Origin of the sequence: Janibacter sp. LM (assembly GCF_039631275.1) — a bacterium.
GTDB classification, from domain to species: Bacteria; Actinomycetota; Actinomycetes; order Actinomycetales; family Dermatophilaceae; genus Janibacter; species Janibacter terrae.
Genome location: NZ_JBDIVG010000009.1, coordinates 24781 through 39882, shown reverse-complemented (window position 1 = coordinate 39882; position 15102 = coordinate 24781). Strand labels below are relative to the sequence as shown.

The following is a 15102-nucleotide window of genomic DNA, read 5'->3' as shown; positions in this document are numbered from 1 at the left end:
GACAGTGCGGCGGGCGTCACTCCTGCTCAGCCGCCGTGTCCTCGACGAGCCCCACCAGCGTCGTCGTCGTCACCGGGCCGAGGACGACCGCGGCGATCCGGCCCTCGCGGTCGAGCACGGCGGTCGACGGCTGGGCGGTCATGGTGCCCTGCATGTCGAGGGCGGTCGTGCCGGTCTTGTCGTAGACGGAGGGCCAGACGAAGCCCCACTCCTTGGCCTGCGCCCGGCCGGTCGCCTCGGAGGACTCGCGGTAGTCGATGCCGACGAACTCGACGTCCTCCCCCTTCGTCTCCTCGTAGGCCTCGACGAGGTGCGGGGCCTCCTTGGCGCACGGCCCGCACCAGCTGGCCCAGAGGTTGACGACGACGACCTTGCCGCGGTGGTCCGCGCTGTCCCAGGTCCTGCCGTCGATCGTGCCGCCGGCGAGCTCGACCGGCTCGCCACGGTCCTCGGCGGCGACGAGGTGCGCCGACCCGTCGCCGTTGCGGGAGCCGACCTCCTGGGCGGCCCTCTCGGAGGCGGACTCGCCGGAGCAGGCGGCGACGCCGCCCGCGAGGGCGAGGGCGCTCACGGCGGCGACGAGGGTGCGGATCACGCGGGTGCTCTTCATCGGAAGGGGGTCAGGCTCCAGGGGTCGTGACGGCGTGCGCGTAGAGGTGCGCGGCCGGCTCGCTGTAGGTGACGTCGGTGACGCGGTCGCCGACGAAGGTGACGGAGGTCAGGGAGGCGAGGTTGCACTGCCGGCGACGAGGGTCGTGCCACAGGGGGCGACGCTCGAGGACGCTGCGGAGCGTCCAGATCGGCAGCTGGTGGCTCACGACGAGGGCCTCGCGGCCGCGCGCGTGGTCGCGGGCGTCCTCGACGGCAGCCATCATCCGCTTGCCGATGCCGCGGTACGGCTCGCCCCACGTGGGCTTGGTGGGGTCGCGGACCCACCACCAGCGGCGCGGGTCGAGCAGCAGGCGCTTGCGGAAGCGGCGCCCCTCGAACTTGTTGCCCGCCTCGATGATGCGCGGGTCGACGACGGCGGTGAGGCCGTGGTGCTTCAGGGTCGGGGCCGCGGTCTCCGCGGTCCGCTCCAGCGGGCTGTGCACGACGAGCGCGAGGTCGGCGTCGGCGAGGTGCTCGGCGACGACCTGCGCCATCTGCCGACCGAGGTCGGACAGGTGGAAGTCGGGCAGCCGGCCGTAGAGGATCCGGTCGGGGTTGTGCACCTCGCCGTGGCGCAGGAGGTGCACGACGGTCCGCTCGGTCCCGTCTGCGGTCGAGGGGTGCTGGGCGTGGGCCTCGCGGGCACCGGCGGCGGCTTCGCTGGCGGCGCCCTCGGCCTGGGCGGCGGACTCCTGGTCGAAGGGCAGGTCGGTGCCGGAGTCGGGCATCGGCTCGGTCATGCGGCGGATTGTCCCACCTCAGTCTGAGAGGGACCTGCGGTGGGCCACCACGGCGTCGTACAGCGCCTTCTTGCCGTGCCCGGTCGAGATGGCGACCGCGGCGCACACGTCCTTGAGCCGGCCGCCGTGGTCGCGGCGCGCGAGGACCTCGGCGACCGCGTCCTCGATCGGGATCGCGACGCGCTCCGCTCCCGCGACGACGATCGTGATCTCGCCGCGCACCCCGTCGGCGGCCCAGGCTGCGAGCTCGGCGAGCCCGCCGCGGCGCACCTCCTCGTAGGTCTTCGTCAGCTCGCGGCAGACGGCCGCCGGGCGCTCCGGCCCGAAGGCCTCGGCGAGCGCCTCGAGCGAGGTGGCGATGCGGTGCGGTGCCTCGAAGAAGACCATGGTCCGTCGCTCGGTCACGAGCTCCTGGAGCACCGAGCGGCGCTCACCGCCCTTGCGCGGCAGGAACCCCTCGAAGCAGAAGCGGTCCACGGGCAGCCCCGAGACCGCGAGCGCCATGAGGACCGCGCTCGGCCCCGGCACGCAGGTCACCGGCTGGTCGACGTCGATGCAGGCCCGCACGAGGCGGTACCCGGGGTCCGAGACCGAGGGCATCCCCGCGTCCGTGACGAGGACCACGCGCTCCCCCTTCGTCACCGCCTCGAGGAGGTCTGCGGTGCGGGACGCCTCGTTGTGCTCGTGGTAGCTGACGACGCGCCCCGTGAGCTCGACGCCGAGCTCGCCGGCGAGGCGCCGCAGGCGACGGGTGTCCTCCGCCGCGACGACGTCGGCTCCCGCGAGCCCCTCCCGTAGCCGCTGGCTGGCGTCGCGGGGGTCTCCGATGGGCGTGGCAGCGAGGACGAGAGGCATGCCCGCCATCATCCCAGCACGTCCGCCGCGCCCACCCCGCTCACCTACGATGGCGCCCATGGACCGGGGGATCGAGCTGCGCGAGCGCCTGCTCGGTTTCCGCCCCACCGACGTCCTGTGGGGCTGGCTCGGCCCCCTCCTCTTCGCCGTCCTCGGCGGCATCCTGCGCTTCTGGTCCCTGGGCCGCCCGCACCAGCTGGTCTTCGACGAGACGTACTACGTCAAGCAGGGCGTCTCGATGCTCGACTACGGCGTCGAGATGCAGTGGAAGGGGAAGGGAGAGGAGGTCGACCCGCTCTTCACCCACGGCACGACCGCCGTCTTCAAGACCACCGAGGGCGACATGGTCGTCCACCCGCCGGTCGGCAAGTGGGTCATCGCCTTCGGCGAGTGGGTCTTCGGCTCGACCTCGAGCTTCGGCTGGCGCTTCTCCGTCGCGCTGCTCGGCACGATCTCGATCCTCATGGTCGGGCGGATCGCGCGCCGGATGTTCGGCTCGAGCTGGCTCGGGGCGATCGCGGCCTTCCTCATGGCCTTCGAGGGGCACCACTTCGTCCACTCCCGCACCGGGCTGCTCGACATCATCCTGATGTTCTTCGCGCTCGCGGCCTTCGGCGCGCTGCTCGTCGACCGCGACTGGTCACGAGCTCGCCTGGCGCGCAAGGTCGCCGGGCTCCCGGCCGGTGGCTTCGGGACCGGGCCGTGGCTGTGGTGGCGGCCATGGCGGCTCGTCGCCGCGCTCTGCCTCGGTCTGGCATGCGGCACCAAGTGGTCCGGCCTGTACTTCTTCGCGGCCTTCGGCCTGATGACGGTCTTCTGGGACATGGGTGCCCGCCGCGCGGCCGGCGCCCGGCACTGGTGGAGCGCCGGGATCTTCAAGGACGGGGTCTGGGCCGGCGTCTCGATGACCGCCGTCGTCCTCGCGACCTACCTCGCGTCGTGGACCGGCTGGTTCCTCACCCGCACCGGCTTCAACCGCACCTGGGCGCAGGACAACCCCGGTGAGGGCGTGCAGTGGCTGCCACCCGCCCTGCGCTCGTTGTGGCAGTACCACGTGCAGGTCCTGCAGTTCCACGACAACCTGACCTCGCCGCACACGTACCAGTCCAACCCCTGGTCGTGGATGATCCAGTCGCGGCCGACGTCCTTCTTCTACGAGGCGCCGACCCGGGGCATGACCGGCTGCGAGGTCGACAAGTGCTCCAAGGCGATCACGTCGCTCGGCTCCGTCTCCATCTGGTGGGTGGCGACCGCCGCCCTGTTCGTCCTGCTCTACCACTGGGCGCTGCGGCGCGACTGGCGCGCGGGCGCGATCCTCGCCGGCTTCGTCGGCGGGTGGCTGCCGTGGTTCTTCCTGCAGCACCGCACGATCTTCACCTTCTACACGATCTCCTTCGAGCCCTGGGTGGTCCTCGCGGTCGTCTTCGTCATCGGGCTCGTGCTCGGGCCCCGGGGTGCGAGCGCCCGGCGCCGACGGGTCGGACACCTCGTCGTCGGGGTCTACCTGCTCGTCGTGCTCGCCAACTTCGCCTTCTACTGGCCGCTCTACACGGCCCAGGTCATCCCCTACGACCACTGGCGCTGGCGCATGTGGTTCCCGAGCTGGGTCTGACGGGGGTACCTCGTAGGGTCGGGGCCATGCACTTCCCCACCGTCGGCGGCACCACCCAGCGCGCGATCACCACCGCGGGTGACCTGCGCTCGGTGCTCACCTGCGAGTTCGGGGTGCTCGTCACCGCCGACGTCCTGCTGGGCCGTCGCGAGATCGTCCTCGCGGCCCCGGACCCGGTGCGTGAGCGCTTCGGCGACCTGGGGCGCGAGCGCGAGGCCGAGGTCACCGAGGTGCTGAGCCGTGAGGTCGGCGAGGGTGTCGTCCACGCCGACGGACTGCGACCCGAGGACCTGCCCGCCCTCCTCGCCGAGCCGGCGACCCGCCTCGTGCACCAGGCGCCGGTGCGCGGCGAGCGCTTCGCCGGTCGGGCCGACCACCTCCTGCGCGAGGAGGCCGGGTGGGTCGTCGCGGAGACCAAGCTCGCCTCCTCGGCCAAGCTCTTCGCGCAGCTGCAGGTGGCCTCCTACGCGCAAGCCCTCGCCGACGACGGGGTGGCGGTCGCCCCCTTCGTCCGGCTCTACCTCGGGGACGGGTCGGTCGTCGAGATCCCCCGCGAGGACCTCGCCGAGCACCTGGCCCGCGTCACCGGCCGGCTGCGGGAGATCCTCGACACCCACCAGGACGCACCGGGCCCCGTCGTCTGGGGCGACCCGCGGTGGAAGGCGTGCCTGCACTGCGACGCCTGCCGCGCCGAGATGGAGGCGCGGGGCGACGTCGGGCTCGTCCGCGGCGTGCGGCCGCCGACCCGCCTGCTGCTCATCGACGCCGGCGTGCGCTCGATGGCCGACCTCGCTGCCCGGACCGAACCCGTCGAGGGCGTGGCCCCCGAGACGCTCGTCGCGCTGTCGAGCCAGGCGCGACTGCAGCTCACGGAGCCCACGGACGCCCAGCCGCTCGCCTACGAGGTCCACGACCCGGCCGCGCTCGCGGCGATGCCCGCGCCGACGGACGGGGACGTCTTCTTCGACTTCGAGGGCGACCCCGTGTGGCGGGACGGGCCCGCGGACCACGTCGGGCTGGAGTACCTCTTCGGCTGCCTGACGCCGCAAGAGGAGTTCGTCGCCTTCTGGGCGCACGACCGGGAGCAGGAGCGCGCGGCGCTCATCGAGTTCGTCGCGTGGCTGCAGGAGCGTCGCCGCCGCTGGCCGGCCCTGCGGGTCTACCACTACGCGGACTACGAGAAGTCGGCGCTCACGAGGCTCGCCGCCCGCCACGGCGTGCTCGAGGCGGAGGTCGCGCAGCTGATCGCCGACGGGGTCTTCGTCGACCTCTACGCCGTGGTGAAGTCCGCCGTGCGCGTCGGCAGCGCCTCGTACTCCATCAAGCGGCTCGAGCCGCTCTACATGGGCGACGACCTGCGCGACGCCGACGGCGTGACCGCCGGCGGCGACTCGATCATCGAGTACCAGCGCTACCGGGAGGCCGTCGCCGCGGGTGACGACGCCGACGCCGCCGCCCGGCTCGAGGCCCTGCGGGCCTACAACGAGTACGACTGCCTCTCGACGCTCCGCCTGCGCGACTGGCTGCTGACCCACGCGGACTGAGGCCGGGGCGATCTACGCTGGGTGACGTGTTCCCCCTTCGGTCGTCGGCCCCCTCGGGGCCTGCGCAGGCGCGGCGCCGCCGGCTCGGGGCCGCCACGGTCGCCGTGGCCGTCCTGCTGACGGTCCTGCTCGGGGTCCGCACGGCCGACGACCCGGGGGAGCCCCTCACCGAGCCGACCGCGACGACCTCCGCGCAGCCGTCTCCCGCCTCGACCGGCCCGACGCCCACGTCGGCCAGATCCGGCCCGACGCTGCCGGCGTACGCCTCGTCCGGCCGGTACACGCGGATGCGCACCGGCACCCCGGTGCGCGGCACGTCCGGCCGGCTCGTGACCTACCGGGTCGAGGTCGAGCAGGGCGCAGGCGTCACGACGCGTGAGTTCGCGGACGCCGTCGACGCGACGCTGCAGCACCCCCGCGGCTGGACGGCTGGCGGGCACTGGCGCTTCCAGCGGGTCGTGCGCGCCCACCCCTCCCTGACGATCCGGCTCGCGACGCCGGACACCGTCGACCAGGCGTGCGCCGCCGCCGGCGCCGACACCGACGGCTACACGTCGTGCCGCGCCGGCGACCTCATCATGCTCAACCTCGACCGGTGGCACGTCGGCGTGCCGCACGTGCCGAGCCTCACCGGTTACCGCCACTACCTCGTCAACCACGAGGTCGGTCACGGTCTCGGGCTCGGGCACCAGGGCTGCACCGGCGCGGGCCGCACGGCGCCCGTCATGCTCCAGCAGACGCTCGGCCTGCGCGGCTGCCGCCCCAACCCGTGGCCGCGCTCGCAGTCCGGCCGCCTCATCACCGGACCGTCCCTCTGACACGCCCGGGGTGGACGGATCCGCGAAATGTCGGCATCGTCTGCCCCATGGCTGCTCTCGGAGAGACGACTCGATCGGGCGAGGCGCGGGCGGGGGCGGCAACCCCTTGGGTGATGCTCGCCATGGCGACCCTCGGGTTCGCCATCAACTTCTGGGCGTGGGCCCTCATCAGCCCCCTCGGGCCCCTCTTCCGCAAGACCGGGTACCTCGGGGAGCTCAGCGAGATGCAGGTCTCGCTCCTCGTCGCCGTGCCCGTCGTCGTGGGGTCCCTCGGACGGATCATCGCCGGCGCCATGACCGACCGCTACGGCGGTCGGGTCATGTTCCCCATCATCACGGCGCTGACGATCCTCCCGGTCCTCTTCATCGCCTTCATCGCGATCGACTCCTACTCGCTGCTGATCTTCGCCGGCTTCTTCCTCGGGATCGCCGGCACGATCTTCGCCGTCGGCGTGCCCTTCGTGAACGCCTGGTTCCCGCCCGCCCGCCGCGGCCTGGCGATCGGCATCTTCGGTGCCGGCATGGGCGGGACGGCGATCAGCGCGCTCACCACCGTGCGCCTCTTCGAGAAGGGGGCGGCCCTCCCCTTCGTCATCACCGCCGCCCTGCTCGCGGTCTACGCCGTCGCCGCGTGGCTGATCATGCGGGACGCCCCCGGCCGGGTCGCGCCGACGACGAGCCTCGGGCAGCGGCTGCGGGCCAACGCCACCCTCCCGGTCACCTGGATGGCCGGGATCCTCTACGCCGTGGCCTTCGGCGGGTACGTCGCCTTCTCCGTCTACCTGCCCGCGTACCTCATCACCGCGCACGACCTCGACGCGGCCGACGCCTCCTACCGGATGGCCGGGTTCGTCGTCGTCGCGGTCATCATGCGCCCCGTCGGCGGAGCGATGGCCGACAAGCTCGGCGCCATCCCCGTGCTCGGGGTGGTCTTCGCCGTCACCGCCGTGTGCGCCGCCATGGCCGCGGGCAACCCCCCGCTGCACGCCGGTGGCACCGTGGCCTTCCTCGCGATGGCCGCGGCCCTCGGTGCCGGCAGCGGTGCCGTCTTCGCCCTCATCGCGCAGGTCACCGACCCGACCCGGGTCGGTGGCGTCACCGGCATCGTCGGCGCTGCCGGCGGCCTGGGCGGCTTCGTCCCGCCGCTGCTGATGGGCTACGTCTACGGTCGCACCGACTCCTACGCGATCGGCCTGTGGCTGCTCGCGATCACCGCCGCCCTGACCCTCGCGCTGACCTTCGGCCCGGTCCGGCGCCTGGTGGTCGAGCAGCAGGCCTGAGCCGAGCACGCGGCGCGGCGGGAGAGAACTCATGGGCAGTCACTCCGCACCGCCGCAGCACGACCGCTTGCGGCGCCTCGCGCTGCTGATCATCACCCCCCTCGCGCTCCTGACGGTGGTCGGACTGGTCTGGCTCTGGCCCGCGGAGACCACCCCCGGCGGGCCGGGCGGCGGTGCGGCCGAGCACCAGGGCCGGGTCACCGCGGTCCAGCAGGAGGAGTGCACCGACGAGGCCCTCGCGCAGACGGCCGGCTGCGGCACGGCCACCGTGCAGCTGGAGGACGGGCAGGCCCTGGAGGACGTCCAGATGCCCGGTGCGGCCGGTGCACGGGATGTCTCCGTCGGCGACGACGTGGTGGTCCTCGGCTCGCAGCTCCCGGAGGGCTGGGCCTACGCGATCGTCGACCACCAGCGCGGCCCGGGGCTGTGGGTGCTGGGGCTCGCCTTCGCCCTGACCCTGATCGCCTTCGGACGGTGGCGCGGGCTGACGTCCTTGGCGGGCCTGGCCGTGACCTTCGTCGTCCTGCTGGCCTTCGTGGTGCCCGCGATCCTGGCGGGCGAGCCGCCGCTGCTGGTCGCCCTCGTCGGCTCGTCAGCGATCATGCTCACGGTGCTCTACCTGACGCACGGGTTCTCCCTGACGACGACGATGGCCGTGATCGGCACGGTGATGAGCTTCGTCCTCACCGGGCTCCTCGCCGCGGTCGCGGTGTGGGCCCTGCACCTGACCGGCATCACCGACGACGACACGATGGCGGTCCAGCTGACCCACGGCATCGACATGACGGGGCTGCTGCTCGCGGGGATCGTCATCGGCTCCCTCGGCATCCTCGACGACGTCACCGTCACCCAGGCGGTCACGGTCGACGAACTGGCCCGCGCCAACCCCGGGTCCGGGCCGCGCGAGGTCTACACGGCGGCGACCCGGATCGGGCGTTCCCACATCGCCTCGGTCGTCAACACGATCGTCCTGGCGTACGCAGGAGCCTCGCTTCCCCTGTTCATCCTGGTCGTGGCGAACAACTCGTCCTTCGGATCGGTCCTCACGAGCCAGTTCGTGGCGCAGGAGATCGTGCGCAGCATCGTGGCCACGCTCGGGCTCATCGCGGCGGTCCCGATCACGACCGGCCTGGCCGCGCTCGCGCTGCGGCACCAGCAGGACACCGGGCGACCGGTCGCTCCCTCGACGGGCCATCATCACTGACCACCGACCGGCTCGCCGGCTGGTCCCGCCGCCGACTCAGCGCACCACGCGGTAGCGCCACGCGACGACGCCGCAGGCGAAGGGCCGGCTCGAGACGAGCTCCAGGTCGACCCGTCGCTCCAGCTCGGGGAAGTACGGTCGACCACCGCCGAGGAGCACCGGGTACACGAAGGGCCGGTACTCGTCGATGAGGCCCTCGTCCGCGGCGTCCGCGGCGAGCACCGCGCCACCGATGGCGATCTCCTCTTCGCCCGGCTCCGAGCGGAGCCGGCCGATCTCATCCGCGAGCGAGCCGGTGGCGAGCCGGGTGTTGGTGCCGGTCACCCCGGTGAGCGTCGACGAGAAGACGACCTTGGGCAGCTCGCGCCACATCCGGGCCCACTCGGTCGTGGAGTGGTCCGTCCCGGGCTCCTGGTCGACGGTCTCCCAGTAGAGCATCGTCTCGTACAGGCGCCGTCCCAGCAGGTGCACGGAGGTCCCCCGCAGCTCCTCGATGTGCGCGGCGAAGACCTCCTCGTCGGGCTCGGACCAGTCGAAGCCACCGTCCGGCCCGACGACATAGCCGTCGAGCGAGCAGCCCATCGAGTAGGTCACCTGGCGCATCGTCGCCTCCCGGAGGTCGTGGGTCCACGACGCTACTGCCGAAGGGGGGCGCCCGTCACCCCTGTCGGTGCTCCCGGTCGACCGGCAGGCGCAGGGTGAAGGTCGCGCCGCGACCGGGGCCGGGGCTGCTCGCCGAGATCCCACCCCCGTGGGCCTCGGCGAGGGCACGCGCGATGGCCAGACCGATGCCCGACCCACCACCGTCTCGGCTGCGCGCCGGGTCGACGCGGTAGAAGCGGTCGAAGAGGCGGGGCAGGTGCTCGGGGGCGATCCCGGCGCCCGAGTCCGTCACCGTGTACTCCACCCAGTCGCCGACCCGTCGAGCCGCCACCAGCACCCGACCACCGCGCGGCGTGTGGCGCAGGGCGTTGTCGAGGAGGTTGCCGAGGACCTGCCCCATCCGTTCGGGGTCGACCGTCAGCGACCCCGCCGGCCCGAGGTCGCCGTGCAGCGACACCCCCTTCGCCGCGTACCGGTCGGCGGCGGCAGCCACGGCCGCCGTGACGAGTGCACCGGATTCGACGCGCCGCGGCCGGAGGTCGAGGCTGCCCTCCTCGGCGCGGCTGACGGTCCCGACGTCCTCGGCGAGCCGGCGCAGGCGACGGGTGGCATCGCGCAGCACCGACAGGGTCTCGTCGTCGAGATCACGCACCTCGTCCTCCACCGCCTCCAGGTGGGCGTCGATGGTGGCCAGTGGCGTGCGCATCTCATGGGCGAGGTCGGCGAGCATCCGTCGTCGGGTGGCCCGGGTGGACTCCAGCCTGGCGGCGAGGGCGTTGTAGCTGTCCGCGAGGACGGCGAAGTCCGCGCCCAGGCCGGGGTCGGCGATCCGGGCGTAGCAGCGACCTGCGGCGATCTCGGTGGAGGCGTCGGCGATCCGAGCGAGGGAGCGGCGGACCCGCCGACCGAGGTACCAGGTGACGGCGAAGGCCGCAGCCGACGCAGTGGCCAGGGCGACCCCGATCGAGATGAGCAGCGCCGACGCGAACGCCTGCTCGACGTGCTGCGTCTCCGACGCGGTGTGGGGGACGCCGGCTCGGTCGAGGTGGTCGTGGAAGATGCTCGGCCCGACCGCCGAGGCGACCAACCACGTGGTGAGGGCTCCGGCAGCCAGCACGAGTCCCTGGGCCAGCACCAGGCGGGTGGCGAAGCCGCCCTGCCACCGCGTCGTCCCCGTCCGGCGGACCGTGCCGACGCTCATTCGCCGGTCCCCATCCGGTAGCCGATGCCGCGTACCGTGCGCACATATCTCCCCCGGCCGGCGTCGTCGCCGAGCTTGCGGCGCAGGTGGGCGATGTGCACGTCCACGAGGTGCTCGTCGCCCACCCAGGTCCCGCCCCAGACCCGCTCGACGAGCTGGCGCCGCGAGAAGGCCGTCCCCGGGTGCCGGGCGAGGGCGTCGAGGACGTCGAACTCGGTACGCGTCAGGGCGATCGGCCGCCCGTCGAGCCACACCTCCCTGCCCAGCGCGTCGATCCGCAGGCTCCCGAAGGAGTGTCCCCGGGCCTCGTCGGTGGGTCCCGACGGAGCCCGGGGACGCCGCAGCATCGCGGCGACCCGGGCGACGACCTCGCGCGGGCTGAAGGGTTTGGTCATGTAGTCGTCGGCACCGACGGACAGCCCGATGAGGGTGTCGACCTCGTCGACGCGGGCGGTGAGCATGAGGAGGTAGCAGTCCGAGAAGGTCCTGATCCGGCGGCACACCTCCACCCCGTCCAGGCCCGGCAGTCCCAGATCGAGCACCACGACGTCGGGGTCCGTCGCCCGGGCCGCGTCGACCGCCTCGAGCCCGTCGTGGACCTGCACCACGTCGAACCCATCGCGCTCCAGGTAGCTGCCGATCAGCTGGGCGATCGTCACCTCGTCCTCCACGACGAGGGCCCGCAGCCCCGATGGTGGGCGTGACTCCATGTCTCATCGTGGCACCCCGGGTGGATCGCGTCGACGGCCCGGCACACCGCGCCTTCTTCACAGGATCTTCATGGAACGACGACCGGACGTGCCGGACGGTCGCGGGAGGCTGAGGTGTCAGGACGACGAAGGAGCTGAGGGTGATGATGGGTTGGTACAACGACGGGATGGGCTGGTTCGGCTGGATCCTGATGTCGTTCAGCATGATCGCGTTCTGGGCGCTCGTGGTCTACGTGGTGGTCGCGCTGCTCCGGTTCGGCCGGACCGACCAGAGCCAACGGTCCCGCGGTCAGGAGGCGATCGACATCCTCGACCAGCGCTTCGCCCGGGGCGAGATCGAGGAGCCGGAGTACCGGGCCCGCTCCGAGATCCTGCGCACCTCGGCCCACAGGACCTGAGGTCCGGGCACGACGGGGCATCACTCGTCTCCCTCCGCGGCTGGAGCCGTTGGCGTCGGAGTGGACCCGCGCGCCGCTGCGTATGCCCTCGCCAGCCATCCCTCGACCTGGTCGTCGATGTCGCGCACGGCGTGGAGCTCGAGGTGGTGCATGAACACCCCGCGCCGGGGTTCGACGACCTCCTTCCAGCGGGGGTCGAGGTCTCTCTCCGGGAGCACCAGGGAGAGCACCAGTGGCGCTCGACCTTCTCCCAGGTACTGCCCTGGCGCCCAGGCGAGGGCGAAGGTCCGACGGTCCCGGTAGGCGACCTGGCTCGTGGAGTGGCGCTCGGTCACCGGACCGAGGCGGAGGATGACGGGGCGCAGTGCGTCGAGGATCCTGCGGGAGTCCTCATGCGCAGCGAGATACTCACCGAAGTCCATGAGGGCATGGTGCGCGCCTGCGTCGTGCACCGGCAAGCCTCACCCCGAGCTGGTGCCCTCAGCTCGGAGGTCACCGACGGACCGCAGGTACCGGTCTGTGACCCGTGACTGGATGTGGCGCCCGACCGGACCCGCTGCGCGGGCGGGCCACGTCGCGGGTCGGGAGAAGGCCGTGATGGCGAAGACGACCGAATCGTCCTCCTGCAGCTCGAGGACGAAGGCTTCCTCCCCGCTCTCGGGGTGTCCGGGGAGGGTGCCGTAGGCGAAGCCCCGGCGCCGCGGCTCGTCCACGCGGTACACGACGCGGACGGGCGCCGAGATCACCAGCGGACCGACTCCCAGCCGCAGGACGGCCACCGCGCCCGGCACCACGACGTCCGGGGAGGCCCGCACACCCAGCCCTGCCCGACGATGCGCGTCCCACGTGAGCAGGGCCCGAGCGGCCTGGTCGAAGCGCGCCTGTCCTGTCCCTACGAGGCGGCTGCGGCTGAGCTCGGTGTACCCGTCCGGCACCTCACCGGTCCGGGTCCCGCCGCGCGACGGGTACGTCAGGTCAGCCGACCGCAGGCGTTCGGCCTGGCCGGGCGAGAGGGCGTGGTGGCTCACGGCGGCCATCGTGGCACGTGAAGCACGACGAAGGCCCCCGGCGATGCCGGGGGCCTTGCTGGTGGAGCTGAGGGGATTCGAACCCCTGACCTTCTCATTGCGAACGAGACGCGCTACCAACTGCGCCACAGCCCCAAGAACGTCGGTAACCATAACACCGTGATGACGCGGCGCCACAATCCGGGCGGTTAGAGTCGAAGACCCTGGACCGTGAGGAGTCGCATGACCGACGATCGTCGCCTGCGAGGGGTGCGGCTGCCCCGGATTCCTCGCCGACTTCCCCAGCTGCCGGCGGCGCCACCGGACGATCGACGGATCATCATCCAGACCGTCCCGCCGCCGCCGACCGGGTCGGCCACCGTGCCGCCGACCTTCCGCGCGGCCTCCGAGTGGGTGTGGCGCTCGTTGGTCATCGGCACCGGGATCCTCGCCCTGCTGTGGGTCGCCTCCAAGCTCACCGACGTCGTCTTCCCGGTCATCGTCGCGCTGCTGCTCGCGGCGCTGCTCGAGCCGGTCTTCCAGCACCTGCGGTACGTGCTGCCACGCGGCGCGGCGGCCGGCGTCACCGTGCTCGGGACGCTCGCGGGTCTCATCGCGCTCTTCAGCTTCGTGGGCAACCAGTTCGCCGACCAGCTGCCCGACATGACCCGACAGGTGACCCAGGGCGTCGACGAGTCCCGTCGCTGGATCGTCGACACCTTCGGCCTCACCGAGGGCCAGATCACGACCTGGCTGAGCGACCAGTGGGGCAAGGTGTCCGCCGGCGACCAGTGGTCGAGCCGGGCCGCGCAGGCCGGCCTGACGATCGGGCAGATACTCACGGGGTTCTTCCTCGCGATGTTCTCCCTCTTCTTCTTCCTCTACGACGGCGCCGGCATCTGGGCCTGGGTCGTGCGTCTCTTCCCCCGCGGCGCCCGCACCAAGATCCTCTCCTCGGGTGCGATCGCCTGGAACCAGCTCAAGGCCTTCACCCGCGCGACCGTCCTCGTCGCCGGCACCGACGCCCTGGGCATCGGGCTCGGCGCGCTCGTCCTCGGCGTCCCCTTCGCCTCCGGCGTCGCCCTGCTCGTCTTCGTCGGCTCCTTCATCCCGATCGTCGGAGCACTGCTGTCCGGGTTCGTCGCCGTGGCGCTCGCCTTCGTCGCCAAGGGGCCGATCACCGCCCTCATCATGCTCGGCGTCGTCATCGCGGTGCAGCAGCTGGAGTCGCACGTGCTCCAGCCCCTGCTGCTCGGCCGCGCCGTGCGCGTCCACCCGCTCGGGGTGATCCTCGCGATCGCCACCGGGATCATCGTCGGCGGGATCATCGGGGCGCTCGTCGCCGTCCCGCTCGCCGCGGTGCTCAACGCCGTGGGCCACAACCTGCTCGAGCCGATGCCGGACGACGTCGACCACCCGGACGACCTGACGACCCCCGCGCAGGAGGCCGAGATCGACGAGGACATCGCGGAAGCGGACGAGCGGTCACGGCTCGAGCCGGGGGACTCCCCCTTCGACGTCTGAGCGGGCGAAGGGCGAGCGACCGGGCAGGCGGTCGCCATCACCTCCACCCGGCCGTGAGGGACGGAGGACGAAGGGGGAGGTCAGCGCCAGCCGGCGATGGCCGGCAGCTCCTCGTCCTCGACCTCGATGACCTGCGGGACCTCGTCGGCGACGGGGGCAGCGGGCATCGGGGCGGGCGCGGGACGCTCGGCCCGGGCCTTCATCGTGTACATGGGCCGGGGCACCGGCGTCGGCTCCCAGGTGCCGGGCGCCGGCGGGGCCGACTGCACGGGCTCGTCGACCTCGACGGTGACCGGCGCGGTGCGCGAGGTGGCGGCGACGTCGTAGACGCGCTCGGCACGACGGTGGACCGGGGTGGGCTCCTGGTCGGTGGCGGCCGGCGCCTGCGCCTGGACCGTGGGACGCGCGACGCGCGCGGGACGGGGGGCAGCGGTGCGGAGGGGGGCGACGGCGCGGCGCTGCTCGCTGCGGGCGTGCGCCCGGGAGGCGCGCTCGGCCTGGACGGCCTGACGCAGCCAGCCGAAGGAGGCGACCGTGCCCACGAGCCAGGCGACGCCGACCCACCAGGGCAGCGGGCCGAGGGCGGCGACGAGCGCGACGACGGGCAGGAGGACGACCATCGCGAGCAGGACCAGGCCCCGCACCCGGCGCGGGGCACCGACGACCGGCTCGACGACCCGGGCGCGCTGCGGCGCCTCGGCGTGCTTGACGGTCACCTGGGGGCGCGCGGCGCGCGTGGGCGCCACGGCGTAGGAGCGGGGCACCGGGTCGGCCGTGCGCCGCAAGCGGTGGTCGTCCAGGACGCGCATCGCCGCGGAGAAGCGGTCGACGGATCGGACGGTGGCGAGGTGGTCGCGGCGCTTGATCCAGTACTGGAGCAGGTAGACAGCCCAGATCGCCACGACAAGGACGAAGATCAGGCTGCTCGGCTGCACGGACCCAACGCTAGGCAGTC

16 protein-coding genes and 1 tRNA gene are annotated in these 15102 nt (G+C 72.8%); 7 read left to right on the top strand and 10 right to left on the bottom strand.

Annotation, left to right across the window (positions count from 1 at the left end):
• Window positions 1–16: 16 nt before the first annotated feature.
• Genes ABC138_RS05655 through rsmI form a run of 3 tightly spaced genes read right to left on the bottom strand, consistent with a single transcriptional unit; the run spans window position 17 to window position 2246 of the window.
• Window positions 17–610, bottom strand: a complete 594-nt coding sequence (locus ABC138_RS05655) for a TlpA disulfide reductase family protein (RefSeq protein WP_068326367.1) — start codon at window positions 608–610, stop codon at window positions 17–19.
• Between the two features lie 10 nt (window positions 611–620).
• The gene (locus tag ABC138_RS05650; protein ID WP_082807626.1) at window positions 621–1391 is read right to left on the bottom strand and encodes a histidine phosphatase family protein; all 771 of its coding nucleotides are present in this window, start codon (window positions 1389–1391) and stop codon (window positions 621–623) included.
• 18 nt (window positions 1392–1409) lie between these two features.
• Complete coding sequence (gene rsmI / locus ABC138_RS05645) at window positions 1410–2246, bottom strand: 16S rRNA (cytidine(1402)-2'-O)-methyltransferase (protein WP_345912993.1); 837 nt, start codon at window positions 2244–2246, stop codon at window positions 1410–1412.
• A 58-nt stretch (window positions 2247–2304) separates the two neighbouring features.
• On the opposite strand from rsmI, the gene ABC138_RS05640 reads away from it, so the two are divergent.
• From ABC138_RS05640 to ABC138_RS05620, 5 genes are read left to right on the top strand one after another with little or no spacing between them, the layout of a single operon-like run.
• Window positions 2305–3858, top strand: coding sequence for a phospholipid carrier-dependent glycosyltransferase (locus ABC138_RS05640; RefSeq protein ID WP_345912992.1), 1554 nt, complete (start codon window positions 2305–2307; stop codon window positions 3856–3858).
• Window positions 3859–3884: 26 nt separating this feature from the next.
• Window positions 3885–5402, top strand: a complete 1518-nt coding sequence (locus ABC138_RS05635; protein WP_345912991.1) for a TM0106 family RecB-like putative nuclease — start codon at window positions 3885–3887, stop codon at window positions 5400–5402.
• A 26-nt stretch (window positions 5403–5428) separates the two neighbouring features.
• Window positions 5429–6220 carry a DUF3152 domain-containing protein gene (locus ABC138_RS05630; protein ID WP_170307627.1) on the top strand — a complete coding sequence of 264 codons (792 nt, stop codon included), beginning with the start codon at window positions 5429–5431 and terminating at the stop codon, window positions 6218–6220.
• Window positions 6221–6267: 47 nt separating this feature from the next.
• Window positions 6268–7500: an MFS transporter gene (locus ABC138_RS05625; RefSeq protein WP_345912989.1), complete on the top strand. Its 1233-nt coding sequence runs from the start codon at window positions 6268–6270 to the stop codon at window positions 7498–7500.
• Window positions 7501–7531: 31 nt separating this feature from the next.
• A complete protein-coding gene (locus tag ABC138_RS05620; protein ID WP_338538719.1) occupies window positions 7532–8704 on the top strand; it encodes a YibE/F family protein in 1173 nt (390 codons plus the stop codon).
• A gap of 36 nt (window positions 8705–8740) precedes the next feature.
• Here the strand turns inward: ABC138_RS05620 and ABC138_RS05615 are convergent, their stop codons facing one another.
• Genes ABC138_RS05615 through ABC138_RS05605 form a run of 3 tightly spaced genes read right to left on the bottom strand, consistent with a single transcriptional unit; the run spans window position 8741 to window position 11218 of the window.
• Window positions 8741–9307, bottom strand: coding sequence for a dihydrofolate reductase family protein (locus tag ABC138_RS05615; protein ID WP_345912988.1), 567 nt, complete (start codon window positions 9305–9307; stop codon window positions 8741–8743).
• A gap of 55 nt (window positions 9308–9362) precedes the next feature.
• Complete coding sequence (locus ABC138_RS05610; RefSeq protein ID WP_345912987.1) at window positions 9363–10508, bottom strand: HAMP domain-containing sensor histidine kinase; 1146 nt, start codon at window positions 10506–10508, stop codon at window positions 9363–9365.
• Window positions 10505–11218: a response regulator transcription factor gene (locus ABC138_RS05605; RefSeq protein WP_345912986.1), complete on the bottom strand. Its 714-nt coding sequence runs from the start codon at window positions 11216–11218 to the stop codon at window positions 10505–10507. Before ABC138_RS05605 ends, ABC138_RS05610 begins: the two co-directional genes overlap by 4 nt.
• Window positions 11219–11361: 143 nt before the next feature.
• Here ABC138_RS05605 and ABC138_RS05600 point away from each other — a divergent pair, with 143 nt between their 5' ends.
• Window positions 11362–11616 carry a hypothetical protein gene (locus tag ABC138_RS05600; protein ID WP_082807628.1) on the top strand — a complete coding sequence of 85 codons (255 nt, stop codon included), beginning with the start codon at window positions 11362–11364 and terminating at the stop codon, window positions 11614–11616.
• Window positions 11617–11636: 20 nt separating this feature from the next.
• Here the strand turns inward: ABC138_RS05600 and ABC138_RS05595 are convergent, their stop codons facing one another.
• From ABC138_RS05595 to ABC138_RS05585, 3 genes are all read right to left on the bottom strand, one after another.
• Complete coding sequence (locus ABC138_RS05595; protein WP_345912985.1) at window positions 11637–12038, bottom strand: DUF5655 domain-containing protein; 402 nt, start codon at window positions 12036–12038, stop codon at window positions 11637–11639.
• A 39-nt stretch (window positions 12039–12077) separates the two neighbouring features.
• Window positions 12078–12644, bottom strand: a complete 567-nt coding sequence (locus ABC138_RS05590; protein ID WP_345912984.1) for a DUF1990 domain-containing protein — start codon at window positions 12642–12644, stop codon at window positions 12078–12080.
• Between the two features lie 59 nt (window positions 12645–12703).
• Window positions 12704–12779, bottom strand: a tRNA-Ala gene (locus ABC138_RS05585).
• An 87-nt stretch (window positions 12780–12866) separates the two neighbouring features.
• On the opposite strand from ABC138_RS05585, the gene ABC138_RS05580 reads away from it, so the two are divergent.
• Entirely contained in the window at window positions 12867–14147 is a 1281-nt protein-coding gene (locus tag ABC138_RS05580; RefSeq protein WP_345912983.1) for an AI-2E family transporter, read from the top strand.
• Window positions 14148–14227: 80 nt separating this feature from the next.
• Here the strand turns inward: ABC138_RS05580 and ABC138_RS05575 are convergent, their stop codons facing one another.
• On the bottom strand, window positions 14228–15082 hold the full coding sequence (locus ABC138_RS05575) for a hypothetical protein (RefSeq protein ID WP_345912982.1): 855 nt from the start codon (window positions 15080–15082) through the stop codon (window positions 14228–14230).
• Between the last annotated feature and the right edge of the window lie 20 nt (window positions 15083–15102).